Annotated in this window: 18 protein-coding genes and 1 tRNA gene; 9 read left to right on the forward strand and 10 right to left on the reverse strand. The window is 64.3% G+C overall.

Annotated elements, in window-relative coordinates:
• Positions 1-46: 46 nt before the first annotated feature.
• Genes FJ417_RS27005 through ptsP form a run of 4 tightly spaced genes read left to right on the forward strand, consistent with a single transcriptional unit; the run spans position 47 to position 4,276 of the window.
• A complete protein-coding gene (locus tag FJ417_RS27005; protein ID WP_127867858.1) occupies positions 47-814 on the forward strand; it encodes a PTS glucitol/sorbitol transporter subunit IIC in 768 nt (255 codons plus the stop codon).
• A 15-nt stretch (positions 815-829) separates the two neighbouring features.
• Positions 830-1,834: a PTS glucitol/sorbitol transporter subunit IIB gene (locus tag FJ417_RS27010; RefSeq protein ID WP_140641477.1), complete on the forward strand. Its 1,005-nt coding sequence runs from the start codon at positions 830-832 to the stop codon at positions 1,832-1,834.
• Between the two features lie 26 nt (positions 1,835-1,860).
• Positions 1,861-2,241: a PTS glucitol/sorbitol transporter subunit IIA gene (locus tag FJ417_RS27015; protein ID WP_140658568.1), complete on the forward strand. Its 381-nt coding sequence runs from the start codon at positions 1,861-1,863 to the stop codon at positions 2,239-2,241.
• A gap of 49 nt (positions 2,242-2,290) precedes the next feature.
• Positions 2,291-4,276 carry a phosphoenolpyruvate--protein phosphotransferase gene (gene ptsP / locus FJ417_RS27020; protein ID WP_140785530.1) on the forward strand — a complete coding sequence of 662 codons (1,986 nt, stop codon included), beginning with the start codon at positions 2,291-2,293 and terminating at the stop codon, positions 4,274-4,276.
• A 17-nt stretch (positions 4,277-4,293) separates the two neighbouring features.
• Here ptsP and FJ417_RS27025 read toward each other — a convergent pair whose 3' ends face one another.
• Complete coding sequence (locus FJ417_RS27025; RefSeq protein WP_140785531.1) at positions 4,294-5,076, reverse strand: hypothetical protein; 783 nt, start codon at positions 5,074-5,076, stop codon at positions 4,294-4,296.
• Positions 5,077-5,228: 152 nt separating this feature from the next.
• On the opposite strand from FJ417_RS27025, the gene FJ417_RS27030 reads away from it, so the two are divergent.
• Positions 5,229-6,242 (forward strand): sugar-binding transcriptional regulator, encoded by a 1,014-nt coding sequence (locus FJ417_RS27030; protein ID WP_140707537.1) that lies wholly within the window; start codon positions 5,229-5,231, stop codon positions 6,240-6,242.
• Positions 6,243-6,306: 64 nt separating this feature from the next.
• Here FJ417_RS27030 and FJ417_RS27035 read toward each other — a convergent pair.
• From FJ417_RS27035 to FJ417_RS27055, 5 genes are all read right to left on the reverse strand, one after another.
• A tRNA-Pro gene (locus FJ417_RS27035) sits at positions 6,307-6,383 on the reverse strand.
• A 54-nt stretch (positions 6,384-6,437) separates the two neighbouring features.
• Positions 6,438-7,730 carry an O-antigen ligase family protein gene (locus FJ417_RS27040; protein ID WP_140785532.1) on the reverse strand — a complete coding sequence of 431 codons (1,293 nt, stop codon included), beginning with the start codon at positions 7,728-7,730 and terminating at the stop codon, positions 6,438-6,440.
• Positions 7,727-9,262 (reverse strand): undecaprenyl-phosphate glucose phosphotransferase, encoded by a 1,536-nt coding sequence (locus FJ417_RS27045; protein ID WP_140785533.1) that lies wholly within the window; start codon positions 9,260-9,262, stop codon positions 7,727-7,729. The genes FJ417_RS27040 and FJ417_RS27045 overlap by 4 nt, the downstream gene beginning before the upstream one ends.
• Before the next feature lie 96 nt (positions 9,263-9,358).
• A complete protein-coding gene (locus FJ417_RS27050; RefSeq protein ID WP_140785534.1) occupies positions 9,359-10,486 on the reverse strand; it encodes a glycosyltransferase in 1,128 nt (375 codons plus the stop codon).
• Positions 10,487-10,496: 10 nt separating this feature from the next.
• The gene (locus tag FJ417_RS27055; protein ID WP_140658553.1) at positions 10,497-11,060 is read right to left on the reverse strand and encodes a polysaccharide biosynthesis/export family protein; all 564 of its coding nucleotides are present in this window, start codon (positions 11,058-11,060) and stop codon (positions 10,497-10,499) included.
• Positions 11,061-11,322: 262 nt separating this feature from the next.
• On the opposite strand from FJ417_RS27055, the gene FJ417_RS27060 reads away from it, so the two are divergent.
• Both FJ417_RS27060 and FJ417_RS27065 read left to right on the forward strand, forming a co-directional pair.
• Entirely contained in the window at positions 11,323-13,560 is a 2,238-nt protein-coding gene (locus FJ417_RS27060) for an exopolysaccharide transport family protein (RefSeq protein WP_140785535.1), read from the forward strand.
• Between the two features lie 287 nt (positions 13,561-13,847).
• Complete coding sequence (locus FJ417_RS27065) at positions 13,848-14,282, forward strand: peptidylprolyl isomerase (protein ID WP_140641495.1); 435 nt, start codon at positions 13,848-13,850, stop codon at positions 14,280-14,282.
• A gap of 98 nt (positions 14,283-14,380) precedes the next feature.
• Here the strand turns inward: FJ417_RS27065 and FJ417_RS27070 are convergent, their stop codons facing one another.
• Positions 14,381-14,617 carry a hypothetical protein gene (locus FJ417_RS27070; protein WP_140641497.1) on the reverse strand — a complete coding sequence of 79 codons (237 nt, stop codon included), beginning with the start codon at positions 14,615-14,617 and terminating at the stop codon, positions 14,381-14,383.
• Positions 14,618-14,743: 126 nt separating this feature from the next.
• Positions 14,744-15,973 carry a GNAT family N-acetyltransferase gene (locus FJ417_RS27075; protein WP_140641499.1) on the reverse strand — a complete coding sequence of 410 codons (1,230 nt, stop codon included), beginning with the start codon at positions 15,971-15,973 and terminating at the stop codon, positions 14,744-14,746.
• 91 nt (positions 15,974-16,064) lie between these two features.
• On the opposite strand from FJ417_RS27075, the gene FJ417_RS27080 reads away from it, so the two are divergent.
• The gene (locus FJ417_RS27080; RefSeq protein ID WP_140785556.1) at positions 16,065-17,123 is read left to right on the forward strand and encodes a polysaccharide deacetylase family protein; all 1,059 of its coding nucleotides are present in this window, start codon (positions 16,065-16,067) and stop codon (positions 17,121-17,123) included.
• Between the two features lie 13 nt (positions 17,124-17,136).
• Here the strand turns inward: FJ417_RS27080 and FJ417_RS27085 are convergent, their stop codons facing one another.
• Entirely contained in the window at positions 17,137-17,541 is a 405-nt protein-coding gene (locus FJ417_RS27085) for a hypothetical protein (protein ID WP_140785536.1), read from the reverse strand.
• 99 nt (positions 17,542-17,640) lie between these two features.
• Complete coding sequence (locus tag FJ417_RS27090) at positions 17,641-17,856, reverse strand: DUF2842 domain-containing protein (protein ID WP_040999884.1); 216 nt, start codon at positions 17,854-17,856, stop codon at positions 17,641-17,643.
• 151 nt (positions 17,857-18,007) lie between these two features.
• On the opposite strand from FJ417_RS27090, the gene FJ417_RS27095 reads away from it, so the two are divergent.
• Positions 18,008-19,099, forward strand: coding sequence for a COX15/CtaA family protein (locus tag FJ417_RS27095; protein WP_140785537.1), 1,092 nt, complete (start codon positions 18,008-18,010; stop codon positions 19,097-19,099).
• The last annotated feature ends 1 nt before the right edge of the window (position 19,100 follow it).

Below are 19,100 nucleotides of genomic sequence, written 5' to 3' on the forward strand. Positions count from 1 at the left end.
CCGGCAGCCGGCTGGGAATGACCGGCAGGGGTCATAAGGAGGAGAAATGTCTGTAATTTCGTTATTGGCGCAGCATGCCGACCTAGCGGTGCATAACCTGCATGTCGCAGGCACCATGGTCTCGGATGCTGCCTGGCACGGCAAGCTCGGCGTCGAGCATGCCACCGATCATCTTGTTGTCCTGGCGCAGGCGACGACCGACAACGCGCCGGTCACCGCCGATCAGCTGAAGGAACAGCTGAAGAACGTGCAGCAGGAAGAGCAGCTCGGCTGGCTGACCGCGATCGGCAAGTATTTCATCGGCATCTTCCAGAAGGGCGGCGAAGTGTTCGCCGGCTTCGTCACCGGCATCATCCCGACGCTGGTGGTGCTGATGACCGCCTTCTACGCCGTTACCGAACTGGTCGGCGAAGAGCGCGTTCACGGCCTGGCGCGCGGCGCCGGCCGCATCGCGCTGACCCGTTATACGGTGCTGCCGGTCCTGTCGGTGTTCTTCCTCACCAACCCGATGGCTTACACCTTCGGTTCTTTCCTGGAAGAAAAGCACAAGCCCGCCTTCTACGACGCGGCCGTGTCCTACGTGCATCCGCCGCTCGGCCTGTTCCCGCATATCAACCCCGGCGAATATTTCGTCTGGGGCGGCATGCTGGTCGCGCTGCTCGACCTCGAGAAGCGAGGCGTCATCGCCAACGGCTACCACGTCAAGGTGGCCATCTGGTACGCCATCGTCGGCCTCGTCGTCATCCTGCTCAAGGGCATGCTGACCGAGCGCATCACGGCCATCATGGCACGCCGCCAGGGCGTCGAGCTCTAAGGGCGGGAGGACACCATGGCCAAGACATACAAGGCAGTAAAGATCTCGAAGGGGTCCACCGGCTGGGGCGGTCCGCTGGTCATCGAGCCGACCGAACAGCGCAGCAAGGTCGTGTCGGTAACCGGTGGCGGCATTCATCCGGTGGCGCAGCTTATCGCCGATATGACCGGCGCCGAGGCGGTCGACGGCTTCAAGGCGCCGCCGATCGAAAGCGAGATGGCGGTCGTCGTCGTCGACTGCGGCGGCACCGCGCGCTGCGGCGTCTATCCGCGCAAGCGTATCCCGACCGTCAATCTGACGCCGGTCGGCCAGGCGGGTCCGCTCGCTCAGTTCATCACGGAAGACATCTACGTTTCGGGCGTGAAGCCGGCCAATGTCACAATGGCGGACGGATCCGAAGCGGTCACCACTGCGGGGGGAGCAGCATCGATGAGTTCAAGCAACAACACTGCATCCAGGGCGGCCGAGCCGCTGCCGAGCGAGGGCGGGCTTATCGGCCTGATCAGCTCGATCGGCCGCGTCATGGGCCGCGTCGTCGGCATCTTCTTCAATTCCGGCCGCCGCACCATCGATCAGGTCATCCGCAACGTGCTGCCCTTCATGGCCTTCGTGACCATGCTGATCGGCCTGATCCTCTATACCGGCATCGGTGACGTGCTGGCGCAGCCGATGGGTCCGCTGGCCAACAACATCGTCGGCCTGCTGGTCATCTCGGCCATCTGCGGCCTGCCGTTCCTGTCGCCCATCCTGGGACCGGGCGCGGTCATCGCGCAGGTGATCGGCGTCGCCATCATCGGCCCGCAGATCGCCAACGGCACTATCTCGCCCGCAATGGCGCTGCCGGCGCTGTTTGCCTACAACACGCAGGTGGGCTGCGACTTCGTTCCCGTCGGTCTGGCGCTCGGTGAGGCCAAGCCGAAGACGATCGAAATCGGCGTGCCGGCGGTGCTCATCAGCCGCCAGATCATGGGCCCGGTCTCCGTGCTGATCGCATGGGTCGTCTCCCTGATCGTGTTCTAAAAACGCGTAACAACGAGGTTCGCCATATGTCGGTTCTTCTCAAGACACGGGTCACGGCAATAGGACCCGAAGTGGCGGACCTCGCCGAGGGCGGTGTGGTCATCCTGTTCGCGGATGGCTCGCCTCCGGAACTGGCCGAGGTTTCCGTGCTTCATCTGGCAGAGCAGGGACCCAGTGACGACGCACCGCAAAAAGGCGCGTCGATCACGCTCGGACCGGTTTCGGCCGTGATAACGGCGGTCGGCTCCACCGCGTGGAGCAAGGTCCGCGAGATGGGTCACGTCGTCATCTCCTTCAACGGAGCGACCGAGGCTGAAAGGCCCGGCGAAGTCTGCGCATCCGAGGTCGATACCGGAGCGCTCGTGGCGGCGCTTACGCCGGGCGCTGTCATCACCATCGCCGCCTGATAGTATCCGCGCTGTCTGTCGACGGCGCCACAAACCTAGAGTTATTGCCATGGAACGCTCGACCATCGTCAGAGTGCATGAAGGTTTGCACGCCCGTCCCGCCACGCGGTTCGTGAAACTCGCCAAGGGTTTCGAATCCGATGTCGAGCTGGTCAAGGACGGCAAGGCGGTCAGCGCCAAGAGCTCGGTCAAGCTGATGCTGCTGGCGGTCAAGGAAAACCAGGAAGTCACCGTGCGCGCCAACGGCGCCGACGCGATCGAGGCCATCGAGGCGCTGATAGGCTATCTGGAGAACCCGCGCGCCGGCCTCGACGACGAAGGCGAGGCTGCCGAAGCTGGCTCCGAAGCTACAGCCGCCTTGTCCGTTCCGCAGGCCACGCCGCCGACTGCCGCGTCGCCGGATGGAGCACCAAAACTCCAGGGTATCGCCGCCAGCGAAGGCGTGGCCATCGGGCCGGCCTTTGCCCATTTCCCGCCGGAAATCGAGGGGCCGGGCAGGCGCCTGCAGGCCGATGAGATCGACAGTGAGCTCGAGCGCTTCCGCGGTGCTGTCGCCAGCGTCCAGGCGCGCATGGACCGCACGCTTGCGGAGAACAATCTCTCCGCCGGCGACCGTGGCATCGTCGCGGCGCTGCGCGACATCGCCGCCGACGACAGCCTGACCGGCGAGGTCGAAAGGCTGATCCGGGGCGGTGACGACGCGGTCTCGGCGGTCATTGCGGCCGCGGCCACCATCGCCGCCGATTTCAGCGCGGTCGACGACCACTATCTCAACGCCCGGGCCGACGACGTCCATGCCGTCGGCCGGCAGATCTGCCTGGTGCTGCTCGGCCAGGACGAAGTCAGCCTGGAGACGATACCGCAGGGCGCGATCCTCATTGCCGACGACATCGGCGCCTGGGATCTGGCGCGCGCGCCGCTGAAGCGCATCGGCGGCGTGATCTGCGGCCATGGCGGCGCCACCTCGCACATCGCCATCATCGCCCGCTCGCACGGCATTCCGGCGGTGCTGGGTCTGGGGGATAAGATCAACGAGTTGCGTGCGGCCAAGGAGGTCGCCATCGACGGCAATGCGGGGCACGTTCTCGTCGACCCCGACGAGGCCACGCGTACTGATTTCAACAGGCGCGTCGAGGCGGCGGCGCAGGAGCGTGCGGGCCTCAAGGTGTTCAAGGGCCTAACCCCGAAGCGCGCCGACGGCACCGTGATCGAGGTCGCGGCCAATATCGGCTCGCTGGAGGAGATCGAGGCGGCGCAGGAAGCCGGCGCCATGGGCGTCGGGCTGTTCCGCACCGAGCTGCTCTTCATGCGCCACATGCATCTGCCGTCGGAGGACATGCAGGCCGAGACCTACAGCGCCTTGGCCAAGGCGTTTGCGCCGCATTCGGTCATCGTGCGCACGCTCGACATCGGCGGCGACAAGCCGATCGCCGGCATCGAATTTCCCGACGAGGAAAACCCCTTCCTCGGCTGGCGCGGCATTCGCATGTGCCTGGACCGGCCCGACATCTTCAAGCGCCAGCTGCGGGCGCTGCTGCGTGCCGCCGTCCACGGCAACATCAAGGTGATGCTGCCGATGGTTTCGGAAATCGCCGAGGTGACGCGCACCCGCGCGCTGGTTGATGAATGCGCGACGGAATTGAAGGCCGAAGGCGTTGCGCATGCAAGCTTCGATCTCGGCGTGATGATCGAGACGCCCGCCGCCGTGCTGATCGCGCCGGCCCTGGCAAGGGAAGTGGCGTTCTTCTCGATCGGCACCAATGACCTCACCCAGTACATCATGGCCGCCGACCGCCTCAATCCGACGGTCGCCAAGCTCAATGACGTCACCAATCCGGCGGTGATGTCGGCGATCGAGCTGACGGCCAAGGCGGGTGTCGCCGCCGGCATCATGGTGGGCATGTGCGGCGAGGCCGCCGGCCGTCCGGACCTGATCCCGGCCTTCGTCGGGATGGGCCTGACCGAACTCAGCATGAGCCCGGCCTCGATCCAGCGCGCCAAGAAGACGATCGCGGCCATGGTGGCCGAGCGATAGCGGATCCTCGCGGCGGGTTACGTCAGATGCGCGAGCAGCGTGGCGAGAACCGGTGTCAGTTCCTGGACGGCATTGGCCTGGGCGCAGGCCTGCCGGATGCGATCCTCCCGCACTTCGGCCGCCAGCACCGCGATCTCGAGAATGTCGGGCTCGGGCGTGCCGTCGGCCTTGGTCGCCAGTCCGCAGGCAAGCACCACCGGCGCAAGGCATCTGATGTCGAGAGACCGGTCGCCGGCTATCGCCGGGCCTGTCCCGATCTCGCCAGGCTGAACAGGACGGTGGTTGAGGCATTCGACGAGGAGAGCAGCGCAGGCCGCCGCGACCTCATCCGTGGATGCCGCGTCGCCCGTCGCGGCAGCCAGAAGATCGGCGTGGCGCTTGCGCATCGCTGCGTGCACGGCGGAAAAGCCCGCCTCGTGAACGCGCGGATTGTCGATGCCGTAGCCGGCGAGAACCGCGCGGGTCAGATAATACATGTCACGCCTGAACTGGCGTTCGCCGCCGATCTGCCGGTCTTCGTCGCCTTGCGGGAAATAGGTCCGCAGGCTTTTGACGGTCGTGCCGTCGACCTTGAGCGGCCGGGAATGCGGAACGAAGGATTCGGCGATCGTCAGCGCCTCGTCGACGGCCCTTGCGGCATGGCCAAGCAGGCTGCGGCCCGGGAAGGGCGGCAAATTGCCGGCGATGTCGTGCGAGGTATCGCCGGCGCTGTCGTGGCGGTTCTGGCGGATCGCGTCGCGCAATTCCCGAAGTCGGTCCTTCAGGTTGGCGCGGACATCTTCGGAAATTTGTCGCAGCATCGCCAATTGCCTCGAAACGCTGAAGCCGGTCAGGGCTTGGGGCGCCAGTCACCCTCTCTAGATTGTTCGTCTCGATTGGTAGATCAATAGGCAATATTTAACCAGCATGCAGAATCGGCGAGGCAGCATCATCGCCGGGCTTGGAGGGGAAATTGGGCAGGCGGCGGCAGGGCGAATCCGAAAACGGCAGGGCGGCGGCTGAGGCATCCGAGCAGGTCGTCAGCGAAAGCCGGACCGACCGCCTCAGGATCCGCGCCGCCTGGATGTATTTCGTCGAGCAGATGACGCAAAACGAGATTGCCGACGTGCTCGGCGTCGGCCGCGTCACCATCGTGCGCATGCTGGCGGAGGCGAGGGCGCGCAACGAGGTGAAGATCACCATCGAGAGCGAGCTTTTGGAGATCGTGCGGCTGGAGCGGGCGCTGGAGAAGACCTTTGGGCTGCAGCAGGCGCTGGTCGCGCCGCTCACAGACCCCAACGCCGATCCAATCCCGGCAATCGCCGCCAAGACCGGCATGTTCCTGTCCGATGCGATGAAATCCGGCATGCGGGTCGGCGTCGGCTGGGGCGTGACGCTATTCCATACCTTGCCCTTCATCAGTGCCAAATCGCTGACCGATTTCAGCGTGATTTCGCTGCTTGGCGGCGTCGGCGTCGCGCGCCGGGTCAATCCGGCCGAGTTCGCCTGGCGCTTTGCACAGATCTTCCAGGGCGATGGTTATCTGATGCCGACGCCGGCCGTCGTCGACAGCGTCGAGACCAAGATCGCGCTGGTCGAGCGTTGCGGCCTGCAGGAGATTTTTGAAATGGCCGATGCGCTCGACGCCGTTCTGTTGAGCGTCGGCGGCATCGCTTCGGCCACCACCTTCTCGCGCGGCGGCTTCCTCAAGGAAGCGGACCGCGAGGCCCTGCTGGCGCGGGGCGCCGTCGGTGACCTTCTGTTCCATTTCTACGACCGCAATGGCGATCTGGTCGACCATCCGGTCAACAGCCATGTGATGTCGGTGGATGTCGATCGCCTGCGTAAGGCGCCGATCCGCATCCTCACCTCAGGCGGCGCCGAGAAGACCGAGGCGCTGCTCGGTGCCATGAACCTGATCGCGCCGACCATCCTGATCACCGACGAGGAAAGCGCGCGCCGCATGCTGGCCGCGCATGCAGATTAGGCTGCAGGCATAAACTCGCCTGGCACATTCGTGCCGTCTTCGTGGGGGATTTCAAGGATTTAAATGGTCGGAGTGGCCGGATTCGAACCGACGACCCCTTGACCCCCAGTCAAGTGCGCTACCGGGCTGCGCTACACTCCGGACCGGGTGGCGATGTATCGTGATAAGGCGGTGCGGGTCAACCGAATTCGGTGCCTATCGCGCAGGTGAAATTGCAAGCAGGGATGCAGGCCTTCCCAGCCGCAATTCCCGCTGGTGCCGGTACTCCAGCGCGATGGCGCCCCAGATCAAGCCCAACAGCAGGTAGAGATGGCGCCAGTGGTCGATGTCGATGAAGGTGCCGAGCCCGATATTGCCGAGATAGGCGACATAGGCGCAAAGCAGATAAGGCTGCCACGGCCGGTCGCGTAGAAGGATGCGGAATCCGGCCCCGATCGTCCATAGCGTGAGCGTCAGGAACGAGACGAAGCCGAGCCAGCCGTAATCCATCAGCGCCTTCAGCCAGATGTCGTGCGTGTCCTCGCCATAGATCGTGCCGAAGACCAGCGGGCCGATGCCGAACGGGTGCTCCATCGCCAACTGGAAGCCGATCGAATAGCGGGCGAAGCGGCCAAGCCGCGCCGAGTCGTAGCTCTGTTCGAGTTGCGCGCGCTGCGTGAACATGTCCGACACGCCGGGCAACTGCAGGATGACGACGAATGCGATGACTAGCAGCGCCACGGCCGCGATCGTCATCACCACGACCCGCAGCCGGAACCTGCCGCTGGCGCTCTGCAGAAAGAGGCACGCGGTGAGCAGCACCGCCGACACGGCGAACATGCCCCAGGCACCGCGCGAGAAGGAGAAGAAGATGCCGGCGGTGACGATGAGCAGCGGCACCGCCAGAAGCGGCATGCGCGACACCGGGCCGGTCAGGAGCAGATAGAGCAGATAGGTGCCGGGCAGCACCAGGAACGGCCCGAACACGTTCGGATCCTGGAAGGCGCCGGCCGCTCGGTCGTATTTGGTGAACATCTCCGCGCCGGGGAAGGCATGGAAGTAGCCGGCGATGCCGAGCAGCGACGTCGCCACCGCCGACACGACATAGGCGATGAAGATCAGCCGGTAGAGGCTGGGGTGGACCGAAGTCACCGAGGCGAAGAACACCGCGCTGAGGGCCAAAAACAGCGAGACGGCGAGATAGAGCGGCGTGTTGGCGAGGTCCGCCATCTGCGTCATGGCGATCATGCCGCCGATGTTCATCGCCACCAGCAGCACCAGCAACGGGACGATCGCACGCGAGATTCGAAGGCCGAACAGCGCCCAGACCGCGATCAGCCCTGCCATGTAGATTTCGTAGGGCGCCGGCTCGCTGATGACGAAGCCGGAGAGCAGCATGCCGACGCCGATCGCCGCCGACGCGATCAGCGAAATCAGCTTGGCGTTAATCGCCTCCGGCGACAACTTGTTGACAGCCTGCGGCTGCAACGGATGGGCGATTGCGCTCAATAGGCGTTTTCCGTGTTGAGCAGGCGGATCGGCGTCAGGAACAGGATGCGCAGGTCGAACAGCATCGACCAGTTCTCGATGTAGTAGAGGTCGTATTCGGTGCGCATGCGGATCTTTTCGTTGGTGTCCATCTCGCCGCGCCAGCCGTTGATCTGCGCCCAGCCGGTGACGCCGGGCTTGACCTTGTGGCGGGCGAAGTAGCCGTCGACCACCTCGTTGTAGAGCAAATTGTGCGACTGCGCGGCGATGGCATGCGGGCGCGGCCCGACCAGCGACAGCGAACCGAACAGCGAATTGAAGAACTGCGGCAGCTCGTCGATCGAGGTCTTGCGGATGAAGCGCCCGACGCGGGTGACGCGCGGATCGTTCTTGGTCACCGTCTGCTTGGCGGTCGGGTCGGACCGGTCGGTATACATCGAGCGGAACTTGTAGACCTCGATGATCTCGTTGTTGAAGCCGTGCCGCTTCTGCTTGAACAGCACCGGGCCCTTGCTGTCGAGCTTGATGGCGATCGCGGTGGCGAGCATCACCGGCGAAAAAAGGACGATGCCGACAAGTGAGAAGAAGATGTCGAAGGCGCGTTTGGCGACCGAATCCCAGTCGTTGATCGGCTTGTCGAAGATGTCGAGCATCGGCACCGAGCCGATATAGGAGTAGGCGCGCGGCCGGAACTGCAGCGCGTTGGAATGCGCCGAAAGCCGGATGTCGACCGGCAGCACCCAGAGTTTCTTGAGCAACTGCAAGACGCGCGATTCGGCGGTCAGCGGCAGCGATACGATCAGCATGTCGATGCGCGCGATGCGGGCGAATTCGATGAGCTCGGAGATGGTGCCGAGCTTCGGATAGCCGGCAACGATCGGCGGCGAGCGCTTGTCGTTGCGGTCGTCGAAGATGCCGCAGATGCGGATGTCGTTGTAGGGCTGCTTCTCGACCGAGCGGATCAGCTGCTCGGCCGCCTTGCCGCCGCCGACGATGAGCGCGCGGCGCTCCATGCGGCCGTCGCGCGCCCAGCGCCGGATGAGGCTGGACATCACGAGTCTCAGGCCGAAGATCAGCACGAAGCCGACCACGAACCAGGTGCCGAACAGCAGGCGTGAATAGTCTTCCGACGCCTTGATGGCGAAGGCGGTGAGCGCCATCAGCGCGAAGCTGCCGGCCCAGACCAGCAGCACGCGGCCGAAGTTGGCCAGCGGGCGCATCAAAGCCTCGATCTGGTAGCAGTCGGTCACGTCGAGCAACACCACGGCCAGGAACGACGTCGCCGCGATCGCCAGCGGATACTGCCAGGCCAGATAGCTGAAGAAGCCGACATAGTAGAAATACACGCAGAGCCCAGACAGGAACAGCATGGCGAACTCGACCATGCGCAGCACGCCGCTGACCATGATCGGCGACATGGTATCGCGCCGGTATTGTGAGGCGACCTGGCGCGCTACATCGTTGATGCCGCCAGGTTTTTCGCCCTCGGCGGGAGTGTCGTAGTTGCGCACCGCATCCATGGAAAAGCGGTGCGCGGGGTCGATCTCATTCATGGGAACTGTCCGCGAGCTTCGCGCAACTGCATAGCAAAAGAGAGCTAAGAAAGCCTTGAAACAACCGGTGGTTTTGGAGTTGTTGCGGCCCGCGGCCTATTTGTGCAGTGCCGCGAAATAGGCCTTCTCGATATCGGCGGCCATGACGTCGGCGCCGAATCGGGCCTTCAGTTCATCGGCCTGGGGCATCAGTTTTCGATAACCGTCGAAGTCGCCGAGCGCCGTCCCCATTTTGGCGGCGAGCTGGAATGCGTCGGGCCGGATCAGGGCAGGGGAGTTTTCGCCGAAGATTTCCGGAATGCCGCCGACAGCGGTCGCGATCATCGGCATGCCGGCGGCCAAGGCCTCGAGCACGATATAGGGCATCGCCTCCGCGCGGGACGGCACGACGATCAACTCGGCCAGCGCGAAAGCGTCCCTCGCCGGCATGGGCGGCAGGAAACGGACGTGGCTCTCCAGGCCGAGCCGCTCGACCTGCGCGTGGTAGCGCGGCAGGTCGTCGCCGTCGCCGACCATAACTGCGCTCAGGGGGCGTCCGAGCTCATTGCCGGCCAAGGCCAGCGCATCGATGAAGATATCCGGACCCTTCAGGTCGCGCATCATCCCGATATACAGGAAATCGGCGGCATCCGCCGTCGTCACCGATTCGAATTCGGCGGCGCGCAGGCCGTTATAGACCAGCCGGTTGGGTATCGGCGGCTCGCCGACCTTGCGGCGATAGGTCTTCCGCTCGTAGTCGGAAACGAACAGCAGGCAGTCGGTGAAGCGCGCCATGAAGCGCTCCAGGCCGAAGAACAGCTTTCCCGTCGCCGTCGTCTCGTCATAGTGAAGGGAGCCGCCATGCGGCGAATAGAGGCGGGCAACGCGAAACCTTGATACCCGCAACAGTGAGCCGAACAGCCGGGCATAGGCGCCACCCTTGGCGCCGTGCCCGTGCAGCACGTCCGGCCGCAATTCCTGGATGATTCGATAGGTGCGCCAGGCCGAGGCGAGATCGCCCGGCCCGACATGGCGCTGCATCGGCGTCCGATGGATGCCGAGCGCCAAACTGTCCTTCATCGCGTCGAACAAGCGCTCCTCATAGTCGCCGCCGGTGGTCGAGTCGCAGACGATTCCCACCGCATGGCCAGCGGCGACCTGCGCCTCGGTCAGGTCGCGCACGTGGCGGAAGATTCCTCCGACAGGTGAGCGAAAGCAGTGGACGATCCTGAGATTCACCGCCACGACGGGTTTTTCAGAACAGGCGTTCGCGGACGTAGACGGTGTCGCCGGGCAGGAGCGGATCGGATGTCAGAACCCGACCGGTCATCACCTTGCCGTTGATGTCGCGGGTGATGTCGACGCTCCCCTGATTGGCGCGCGGCGTGAAGCCGCCGGCGATGGCGACCGCCTTCTGCACGGTGAGTCCCGGCACGTAGGAATACTGGCCGGCGGCACCCACTTCGCCCATGACGAAGATCGGCCGGTAGCGGTCGATTTCGACCGAAACGTCGGGATCGCGCAAATAGCCTTGGCGCAGCTTGTCGGCGATCGCCTTTTCCAACTGCTGCGCGGTGTGGCCGCGCGCCGGCACCGCGCCGACCAGCGGGAAGGAGAGATAGCCGGACTGGTCGACGCTGTAGGTGTTGCTCAACCCATCCTGCTCGAACACCGTGACACGGACGCGGTCGCCGGCGCCGAGTCGGTAGGGCTGATCGAGCACTTCATGGAAGGCGGCGGGTGTCGGGCGGTAGCTCGAACAGCCGGTCAGCAGCGACAGGGCAAGCAAAGCGCGAAAGAGGGAAGCAGTGCTTTTCATGACCGGCCAGGAACCTTCATCGCTCTTGCCGCAAGTCGCGGCCAACCCCAGGAAAGTGCGACCGTTATCATCCTGTTAGGGTTAATGGGTGGTAAAGGAGCTTGGTCCGGGAGCGCGGAGATCGGCAAAAAGCCCAATTGTTCTATTGCTTTCGCCCAATCTTCTTTGAGTGCTCTCTAATAAGCGCTCATTCTGATCTTAACGGGTGAGTTACCATAGTTGTTTACGGTCCATCCTCGACTCAAAGTTCGGAGCAGGATGCATGTCCGTTCAGTCCGCGGCCGCAGACGTCGATGTCGATCTGAGACAGCTCTTCGCCAGCCTGGCGAGGAACTGGCTGCGCATTGTCTTCGTGACGCTTCTGGTCACCGGGCTGGCCTTCGCCTTCGCCTGGCTCGCGACGCCCTACTATAAGGCGACAGCCAAGCTGGAGATCGGCTCGCGCGAATCGGAATACACCCGGCCGCCGGGCACCAACGATGACGACAAACCGATTCTCGACGAACAAGGCGTTGCGACCCAGGTCCAGATCATTTCCTCGCCCGACATCCTCAAGCAGGTGGCGACCAAGCTCAACCTGGACAAGTTGCCGGAGTTCGACGAGACGCTGAAAATGTCGTCGCTCGGGCGCGTGCTTGTGCTCGTCGGCTTGAAAAGCGATCCCTTCGATATCCCGCCGGACGAGCGCGTGCTGAATGCCATGCACGACAAGCTCAATGTCTACGCCGTTGAAAAGACGCGTGCGATCGCGATCGAGTTCGCCTCGAAGGATCCCAAGCTCGCCGCCGACATCGCGAACGGCATCGCCAACGCCTATATCGCTTCGAAGGGCGACGCCAAGCTCGAATCGAACGCCGCCGCCACCGACTTCCTGGCGCCGGAAATCGCCGACCTGCAGAATCGCGTCAAGGACGCCGAGGCCAAGGTCGCGGCCTTCCGTGCGCAGTCCGACCTCTTGATGGGCGGCAACAATGCGGTGCTTCCGACGCAGCAGCTCTCTGAGCTGTCGAGCGAGTTGTCGCGCGTGCGCGCCAGCCGAGCCGCCGCCGAGGCGAGCGCCGAGAGCGTGCGCCGGGCGCTGCAGAATGGCGGTTCGCTGGACAGCGTGCCGGAAGTCCTGTCTTCCGAGCTGATCCAGCGCCTGCGCGAGCGCCAGGTGGAGCTCAGGGCCAACATCGCCGATCTTTCCACGACCCTGCTCGACAACCATCCGCGCATTCGGGCGCTGAAGTCGCAGCTGGCCGATCTTGACGGCCAGATTCGCAATGAGGCGCAAAAGATCATCCGCGGCCTGTCGGCCCAAGCCCAGACGGCCAAGGCCCGCGAGGATCAGCTGATCGCGGACGTCAACACGCTGAAAGCCGCCTCGGCGCGGGCTGGCGAGCAGCAGGTGCAGCTGGACGCCTTGCAGCGCGACGCGAATGTTCAGCGCCAACAGCTTGAATCCTATATGGCTAGTTACAATGCGGTGGCTTCGCGCAAGGATCGCAGATATTCGCCCGTCGCGGCGAGCCTGATCGCGCAGGCCCAGGTGCCGTCTCAGCCCTATTTCCCGAAAATCGGGCCGATCACCGGCGCCGCCGCCGCTGCTTCGCTCCTGCTGATGGCGATCGGCACGCTGCTTGGCGAGCTGTTCTCGGGCCGCGCCATGGGTCCGGCCGCCGGCGCCCGCTTCGCCGATATCGAGCAGGTGGCGATGCCCGCGACCCGGGTGGAACCGATGGTCGCCGAAGCACATGGCGAAGCTCGGGCCTTTGCGCCTTCCGAGGAAGCCGAGCCGGGGCATTCGATCGCCGAATCGGAACTGCCGAGGCCGGCCGAGCACGAGTTGGCGGAGGTTCGCGCTGCGGCTGTCAAGCAGGCCGAGCCCAGCGAATCGGCCCCGGAGCCAAGGCAATCCAGGCTGGGCGAGATCGATGTCGACAAGGCCGCGGAGAAGCTGATCGCTTCGGGCGCCGCGCGCGCGATCTTCGTGTCGCCGGAAGGCGACGAGGCGGCCGCGTCCGCCGTGCTCGTGGCGCGCGAAGTATCGGATGCCGGCCTGCGTGTGCTGCTGCTCGATCTCACCGCATCGGGCGCGGCGTCGCGGCCGATGCTGGACACAAGCCTCTTCCCCGGCATCACCAATCTGCTCGCTTCCGAAGCGCAGTTCAGCGACGTCATCCACCCCGATCTCTATTCGGATGCGCATGTCATTCCGGTCGGCACCGCCGATCCTGTCCGCGCCATGCGCGCCGCCGACCGGCTGCCGATCATCATGCAGTCGCTCACCACGGCCTATGATCTCGTCGTGGTCGAGTGCGGCCCGGCCGACGCGCAAGGCATCGGCCGCCTTGTCGGCGACGGCACCGAAGTCTTCCTGTCCATGTTGGAGGCCGACGACCAGGTGACGCAGGCCGCGGTGAAGCTGATCGAGAACGGCTATCCCAACCTGACGCTGGTCACGCCGGTCGGCCACGAACCGGGAGATCCATTGCCCGGACGCCGGTCGGCTGCGTAAGGCTGGAGGCCGACAAGGCTGTCCTGCGCTGCCGCGGCGCTTGCTAAGGACAACCGCGAGGAACCGGAGGCCGAGACCGCAGCGAATCGAGCACGGCTCAGTCGGGGGGCATGACAGTCCTTAGGTGCAAGACCGAGCCGGGGCATTTCTCGGCGGCCCCCGCACTTTACATCGGCGGCATAGCACCTAGTTTTGATGTTTCGCGCTGCGCACTTTGGTGCGTGGATGATCAAGAGCGGACCGTGAACCCTAGGCCGGTCCCTCGAAACTCCCAAAGGATAGCTGTTATGACACAGGCCAAGAATGGCGACACTGTACGTATCAACTACACTGGGCGTCTGGTCGACGGCACCCAATTCGATTCTTCCGGCAGTGAACCGTTGCAGTTTACACTGGGCGAAGGACAGGTAATTCCTGGTCTCGAAACGCATGTCGAAGGCATGGAGGTCGGCACGAAAAGCACCGTCACCGTTCCCGCTGACGCCGCCTATGGCCCGCATCGCCCCGAAGCGGTCGTAGTCATCGACCGCGCCAGCGTGCCGGAAAACATCAACGTCGATATTGGCACCCGATTGCAGGCCCGCACCCGCGAGGGACGTCCCATGCAAGTAACGGTCATCGGCGCGGACGACGCCAGCGTCAAGCTCGACGGCAATCATCCGTTGGCCGGAAAGGACCTGGTGTTCGACGTTGAATTGGTCGAGATCGTTCAGGCGGCGTAGTTGGAACTGAACGACTGCCCCAGGATCGCGGTCAAGAGCGCTACGAGAAAGTTATTTCCGCGTGGCCCTCCAAGGGAGAGGCCGAGGAATCGCGATCGTCACGGTGCGCGATCGGTCAGGGCGTTGGCCCCTTCCTGCCCGGCGCAATGCGCGCAGCAATAGATGATATCGCCCTGCTCGACGCCATGTCCCATGATCCGCACCCTGCAATGCGGGCAGATCGGCGCAAGCTTCTGGATCGCGCACTCGAAGCTGTCAAACGTGTAGGTTTGCCCGCTCAAGCTCACTAGGAATGCCTTGTCATAGTCGTTGCCGCACTGGTCGCACTTAGCCATGGCCATTCTCCTTCTGGGTGCGAAAACCTCTCGGCACTCGATAGGTTCCGTCAAGTCCCTCAGGGTCTCGGCCCGCTTGCCGCATCGCCCCGAAACGCGACGGCGACTGTGCGACTCTTACCAAGCCTAGCTGTCGTCCTCGGTTGCGGCAGGTGCAGCCTGTCCGGCAGCCTTGCGGCGCAGCATCTTGGTCAACTTCCAGACCATCGGATTGTTCTTGATGAAGGCCTTGGCCCGCGCGCCTTGCCGCATCGTCGTCGCCAATGCGCGGCCTTTCAATGTCAGCGGCGCAAGCACCTCGAAATGCTGGATCTCGAGATCGCACCAGAGCCGTTTGTAAGGCTCGTCGCCGACCGAGAAGTCATAGACCTTGAAGCCGAGATCGCAGGCTTCCTGGATATTGTCGAAGAACAGGAAGTCGCCGGGGCTGGTGAAGGCGAGATCGTCCTCGGCGATGGCGCCAAACTCGCAGATCAGTCGCTTGCCGGAGCGGCTGCAGCCGGTAACCGCGCGCAGTTTTCCCGCCACGTCCAGGCCGTGCAGCAGGAAGGACGGCTTTTCCTCCGTCAGCGCATCGGCAAACAGCGTCCGGAAGAAGTCGCGCACTTGCCTGTCGCCGAAGACATTGGCGATGCCCATCTTGGCGAAACGCACCTCCTTCATCTCGAGGAAGGCGTCGAGCAGCCTGTCGACCTCTTCGCGAGTGTGCGCCTCGATGCGGCGGAAGGTGCCGACCGCCTCGAACTTGCGCGTCTGCGAACGGTGCTTCTTGCGCTTGCGCTTGCCGCTCGCGCGCGACAAGAGCGCGTCGAACCCGCCGTCGAGATCGACCGCGAGCGCAAGGTTCGGACTTGGAAAGCCGGATAGCGCGGCGAGCGGGTTGGCGACGCCGTCGAGGTCGGGCAGCAGCCTTTCCAGCGAGATCAGGTCGATGTCCGGCCGCGTTCGGGCGATGACCTTGAACACCGAGCGGATCGTCCGACCGTCGATAGCAGACAGGAAACGTGGATCGGCGGCGGCGAAATTGCCGTTGGCGTGGCGCCCGCCGGCGAAACGGGCAACCTTGAACGGGCCGCGCCCTACGACTTCCAGCGCAAGCGAAAGCGCCGGATGGCCATCGCAGGATAGCGTCGCGACAACCATGTCGGCGCCGGTCGCGGTTGCCCAGTTGTTTACCCAGGATGCGCTTTGCGCTGGCGCGAACAGCGCCGAGGCGCAGAATTGAACGTAGTCGGCAAGCCCGGCACCGTCTTTTGCGGTCGCAGTCCACCGACCCTGATCGGCTCGCATGGGTCGCGCGGAAGTCTCGTTGGCCGCGACCCAGTTGCCGTCAAATGACGCGGCGGCGTCAACCATCCCTCAATCCTTAAGACGTATTGGTTCCGACTTGGGGGTTCGCATAGGCGCAACTCGTGCTTGGATGAGCCTAGGCGCAAAAGGTGAAGGAATGATCGACGGGGGCGAGGCAATCCGGAAACTGGCGCTGAACCTTGCCCGCTACTCCGGTCTCGCGCCTCTGGCGCGGCCGTTTGTCGGCGGCATCGGCGCTATCCTGATGTTGCACCGCGTCACCGCGACACCGGAGAAGCCGAACAGCGTCAACCGACATCTGAACATCGCGCCCGCCTTCCTCGACAGGCTGATCGCGGACATGAAGGGGCGGGGTTATGCCTTTGTTTCCCTTGATGAAGCGATCGAGCGCATCAAGACGGGTGGCAAGGGCGGCCAGTTCGCCACGATCACCGCCGACGACGCCTATCGCGACAACATGACCGAGGCGCTTCCGATCCTGGAAAGGTACGGCGCGCCGATCGCCATCTACGTCGCCCCCGGCCTGATCGACGGCGCCGTCGAACTCTGGTGGGACGTGATCGAGGATATCGTCGACACCAGCTCGCGCCTGACGCTGACTATGGCGGGCAAGCCGACGGTGATCGATTGCTCGACGCCAGGCAGGAAGATCCAGGCCGTCGCGCGGCTGAACGCCTGGCTGACCTTGGAAGTCTCCGAGGAAGAGCAGGGCGCTGCGCTGCGCGAACTTGCTCGTTCCAATGGGTTCAAATTCGGCTCGGGCCGCCCATGCACCTTGATGAACTGGGATGAGCTTCGCACCATGGCCGCGCACCCGCTGGTGACTATCGGCGCCCACACCGTCAATCATCGGAACTTGAAGCGGCTGTCCGAAGCCGATGCGCGCCATGAGATCGGCGACGTCCGCCGCATCCTGGCCGAAAGGCTTGGCGAGGAGCCGCGTCATCTGGCTTACCCCTATGGCTATGCGAGCGCTGTCGGTTGCCGCGAGGTTGGCTTTGCCCGCGACGCAGGCTATGCCTCGGCGGTGACCACGCGGCATGGTGTGCTGCGCGCCGAGCATGCCGGCTTCCTGCACGCGCTGCCGCGCATCTCCGTCAATGGCCGCTACCAGAGCGTGGCGCATATCCGCACGATGCTGTCCGGCATCACCACGCCGCTCGCCAATGCGGGCAAGATGGTCGTTACGATATAGGCCTGCGCCTTGATCAGCACTTATGGAAATAACGGTAGGTGTCGGGCGCGCTCATCCATTTGAGCTGCGTTTCAAGCCCGCCATGCGCCTTGATCCAGCCTCTGATGTCGGATGCGTAGGCCTTCCACAACAAGGCGGTCATGTCGGGCCGGTGCGCCAGATGGAAGCCGAAGCTCGCCGACGGCGTCACGCAGATGCGACTGCGCGGAATATAGCCGAGCAGCACGGTGCAGGCCGACTGGCATTTGCCGACGATGCGCACATCGACGCCGCGCGCGGCAAGCCCCTTCCAGCGCTGGCTATAGGCGGCGACGCTGCCGCCGTGAGCATCCGAGACATTGATGGTTTCCGCTGTCGCGATCGAAACGGCGAGCGAGCCGGTCAAAACGATCAGCCCCGCGAACATGGTCCTCAGCATGCCGAGCCTCCCTGCCGAGCTATGAACCAGGCAGGGTAGGCGCGCACCCGATCACGTCTGAATCACATTCGTGTTTTTGCTTGCCCGGCGCCGGCGAGCTCAGCCCTTCGGGCGTGGCTCGATGATCAGCCATTTGATAATGGCCATGGCCGGCAGAACCCACAGAAAGCCGCTGAGCAGGAAGAAGAGGAGATGCGCCGTCGGCCCGTATTCGGCGAGCCTGGTGACCGCGACGGCCGACGCGATCAGCGCGTAGATGACGACCAGCGCCACCAGCAATATGGTTCCGATCAGCTTTTTCAGGCGAATGGGCATGTCGCGGTTCCGTTGACCCGCTCCGCTTAGGCCGAATGAAGAAAGCGCGCAACCGTCGCGGCCCGGCGCGACGGCGTGCCGCGCTGTCCGGTCTTGCCAGTTGGGCGGCCTTGGTCCACCACTTCAGCCTTCAACGACCGGAAAAACGCCTATGGCTGCCCTCACCGCCACGGCCCCCTATGCCGCTCGAGACCGCGACCTCCAGAACCGCGCACTGGTGCGTGGCTGGCTTTACGTCGTGCTGCTCGTGCTGTTCGCGCTGGTGCTTGTCGGCGGCTCCACTCGGCTCACTGGCTCGGGGCTGTCGATCACTGAGTGGCAGCCGATTCACGGCGTCATCCCGCCGCTCAACGACGTCGAATGGCAGGAAGAGTTCCAGCGCTACCAGCAGATCCCGCAATATACCGAGATCAACAAGGGCATGAGCGTCGAGGACTTCAAGTCGATCTTCTGGTGGGAGTGGGCACATCGCATCCTGGCGCGCAGCGTCGGCGCGGTCTTTGCCTTGCCGCTGCTGTTCTTCTGGGCGACGCGCCGCATCGAGCGAGGCCTTGGACTGAAGCTCGTCGGCATCCTTCTGCTGGGCGGACTGCAGGGCGCAATCGGCTGGTGGATGGTGGCTTCCGGCCTGGCCGACCGCGTCTCGGTCAGCCAGTACCGGCTGGCGACGCACCTAACGCTTGCCGCGCTGATCTTCACCGCGACGATGGTGGTCTCGCGCGGGCTGGCGCCGCATTCGGAGCCCGCCGCCGGCCGGTCGACGCAGCGGCTCGCCGGTTTCATCGTGCTTCTCGCGCTGGTCCAGATCTACCTTGGCGGGCTGGTCGCCGGGCTGCACGCCGGCCTTTCCTACAACACATGGCCGCTGATGGATGGAAAGGTGATCCCGTCCGACCTGCTTCTCCTGAAGCCCGCCTGGCTGAACTTCTTCGAAAATCCGAAGACGGTTCAGTTCGTCCACCGGCTGGGCGCCTATACCATCTTTGCCGTGGCGCTCTGGCATATGATCGCGACATGGCGGCGCCAGCCCGGCACCACCCATGCCCGCCGGGCCACGCTTCTGTTCGCGCTGGTGGTGGTCCAGGCCTCGATCGGCATCGGCACGCTCTTGATGCAGGTGCCGCTGCACATGGCGTTGACGCATCAGGCGATCGCGCTTGTGTTGCTCGGCTTCGCCGCCGCGCATTGGCGCGGCACCAAGGGCGCTTACCCGCTTCCGACGGAGATTACCGTCAAGAGCTGAC

It is taken from the genome of Mesorhizobium sp. B3-1-7, from assembly GCF_006439385.1.
Classification (GTDB): Bacteria; Pseudomonadota; Alphaproteobacteria; order Rhizobiales; family Rhizobiaceae; genus Mesorhizobium.

Excerpts from the sequence above, each read along its gene's own strand:
- FJ417_RS27005 (WP_127867858.1), top strand. The coding sequence starts at position 47 with ATGTCTGTAATTTCGTTATTGGCGCAGCATGCCGACCTAGCGGTGCAT.
- FJ417_RS27010 (WP_140641477.1), top strand. The coding sequence starts at position 830 with ATGGCCAAGACATACAAGGCAGTAAAGATCTCGAAGGGGTCCACCGGC.
- FJ417_RS27015 (WP_140658568.1), top strand. The coding sequence starts at position 1,861 with ATGTCGGTTCTTCTCAAGACACGGGTCACGGCAATAGGACCCGAAGTG.
- ptsP (WP_140785530.1), top strand. The coding sequence starts at position 2,291 with ATGGAACGCTCGACCATCGTCAGAGTGCATGAAGGTTTGCACGCCCGT.
- FJ417_RS27025 (WP_140785531.1), bottom strand. The coding sequence starts at position 5,076 with ATGCTGCGACAAATTTCCGAAGATGTCCGCGCCAACCTGAAGGACCGA.
- FJ417_RS27045 (WP_140785533.1), bottom strand. The coding sequence starts at position 9,262 with ATGAATGAGATCGACCCCGCGCACCGCTTTTCCATGGATGCGGTGCGC.
- FJ417_RS27055 (WP_140658553.1), bottom strand. The coding sequence starts at position 11,060 with ATGAAAAGCACTGCTTCCCTCTTTCGCGCTTTGCTTGCCCTGTCGCTG.
- FJ417_RS27060 (WP_140785535.1), top strand. The coding sequence starts at position 11,323 with ATGTCCGTTCAGTCCGCGGCCGCAGACGTCGATGTCGATCTGAGACAG.
- FJ417_RS27065 (WP_140641495.1), top strand. The coding sequence starts at position 13,848 with ATGACACAGGCCAAGAATGGCGACACTGTACGTATCAACTACACTGGG.
- FJ417_RS27070 (WP_140641497.1), bottom strand. The coding sequence starts at position 14,617 with ATGGCTAAGTGCGACCAGTGCGGCAACGACTATGACAAGGCATTCCTA.
- FJ417_RS27075 (WP_140641499.1), bottom strand. The coding sequence starts at position 15,973 with ATGGTTGACGCCGCCGCGTCATTTGACGGCAACTGGGTCGCGGCCAAC.
- FJ417_RS27080 (WP_140785556.1), top strand. The coding sequence starts at position 16,065 with ATGATCGACGGGGGCGAGGCAATCCGGAAACTGGCGCTGAACCTTGCC.
- FJ417_RS27085 (WP_140785536.1), bottom strand. The coding sequence starts at position 17,541 with ATGCTGAGGACCATGTTCGCGGGGCTGATCGTTTTGACCGGCTCGCTC.
- FJ417_RS27090 (WP_040999884.1), bottom strand. The coding sequence starts at position 17,856 with ATGCCCATTCGCCTGAAAAAGCTGATCGGAACCATATTGCTGGTGGCG.
- FJ417_RS27095 (WP_140785537.1), top strand. The coding sequence starts at position 18,008 with ATGGCTGCCCTCACCGCCACGGCCCCCTATGCCGCTCGAGACCGCGAC.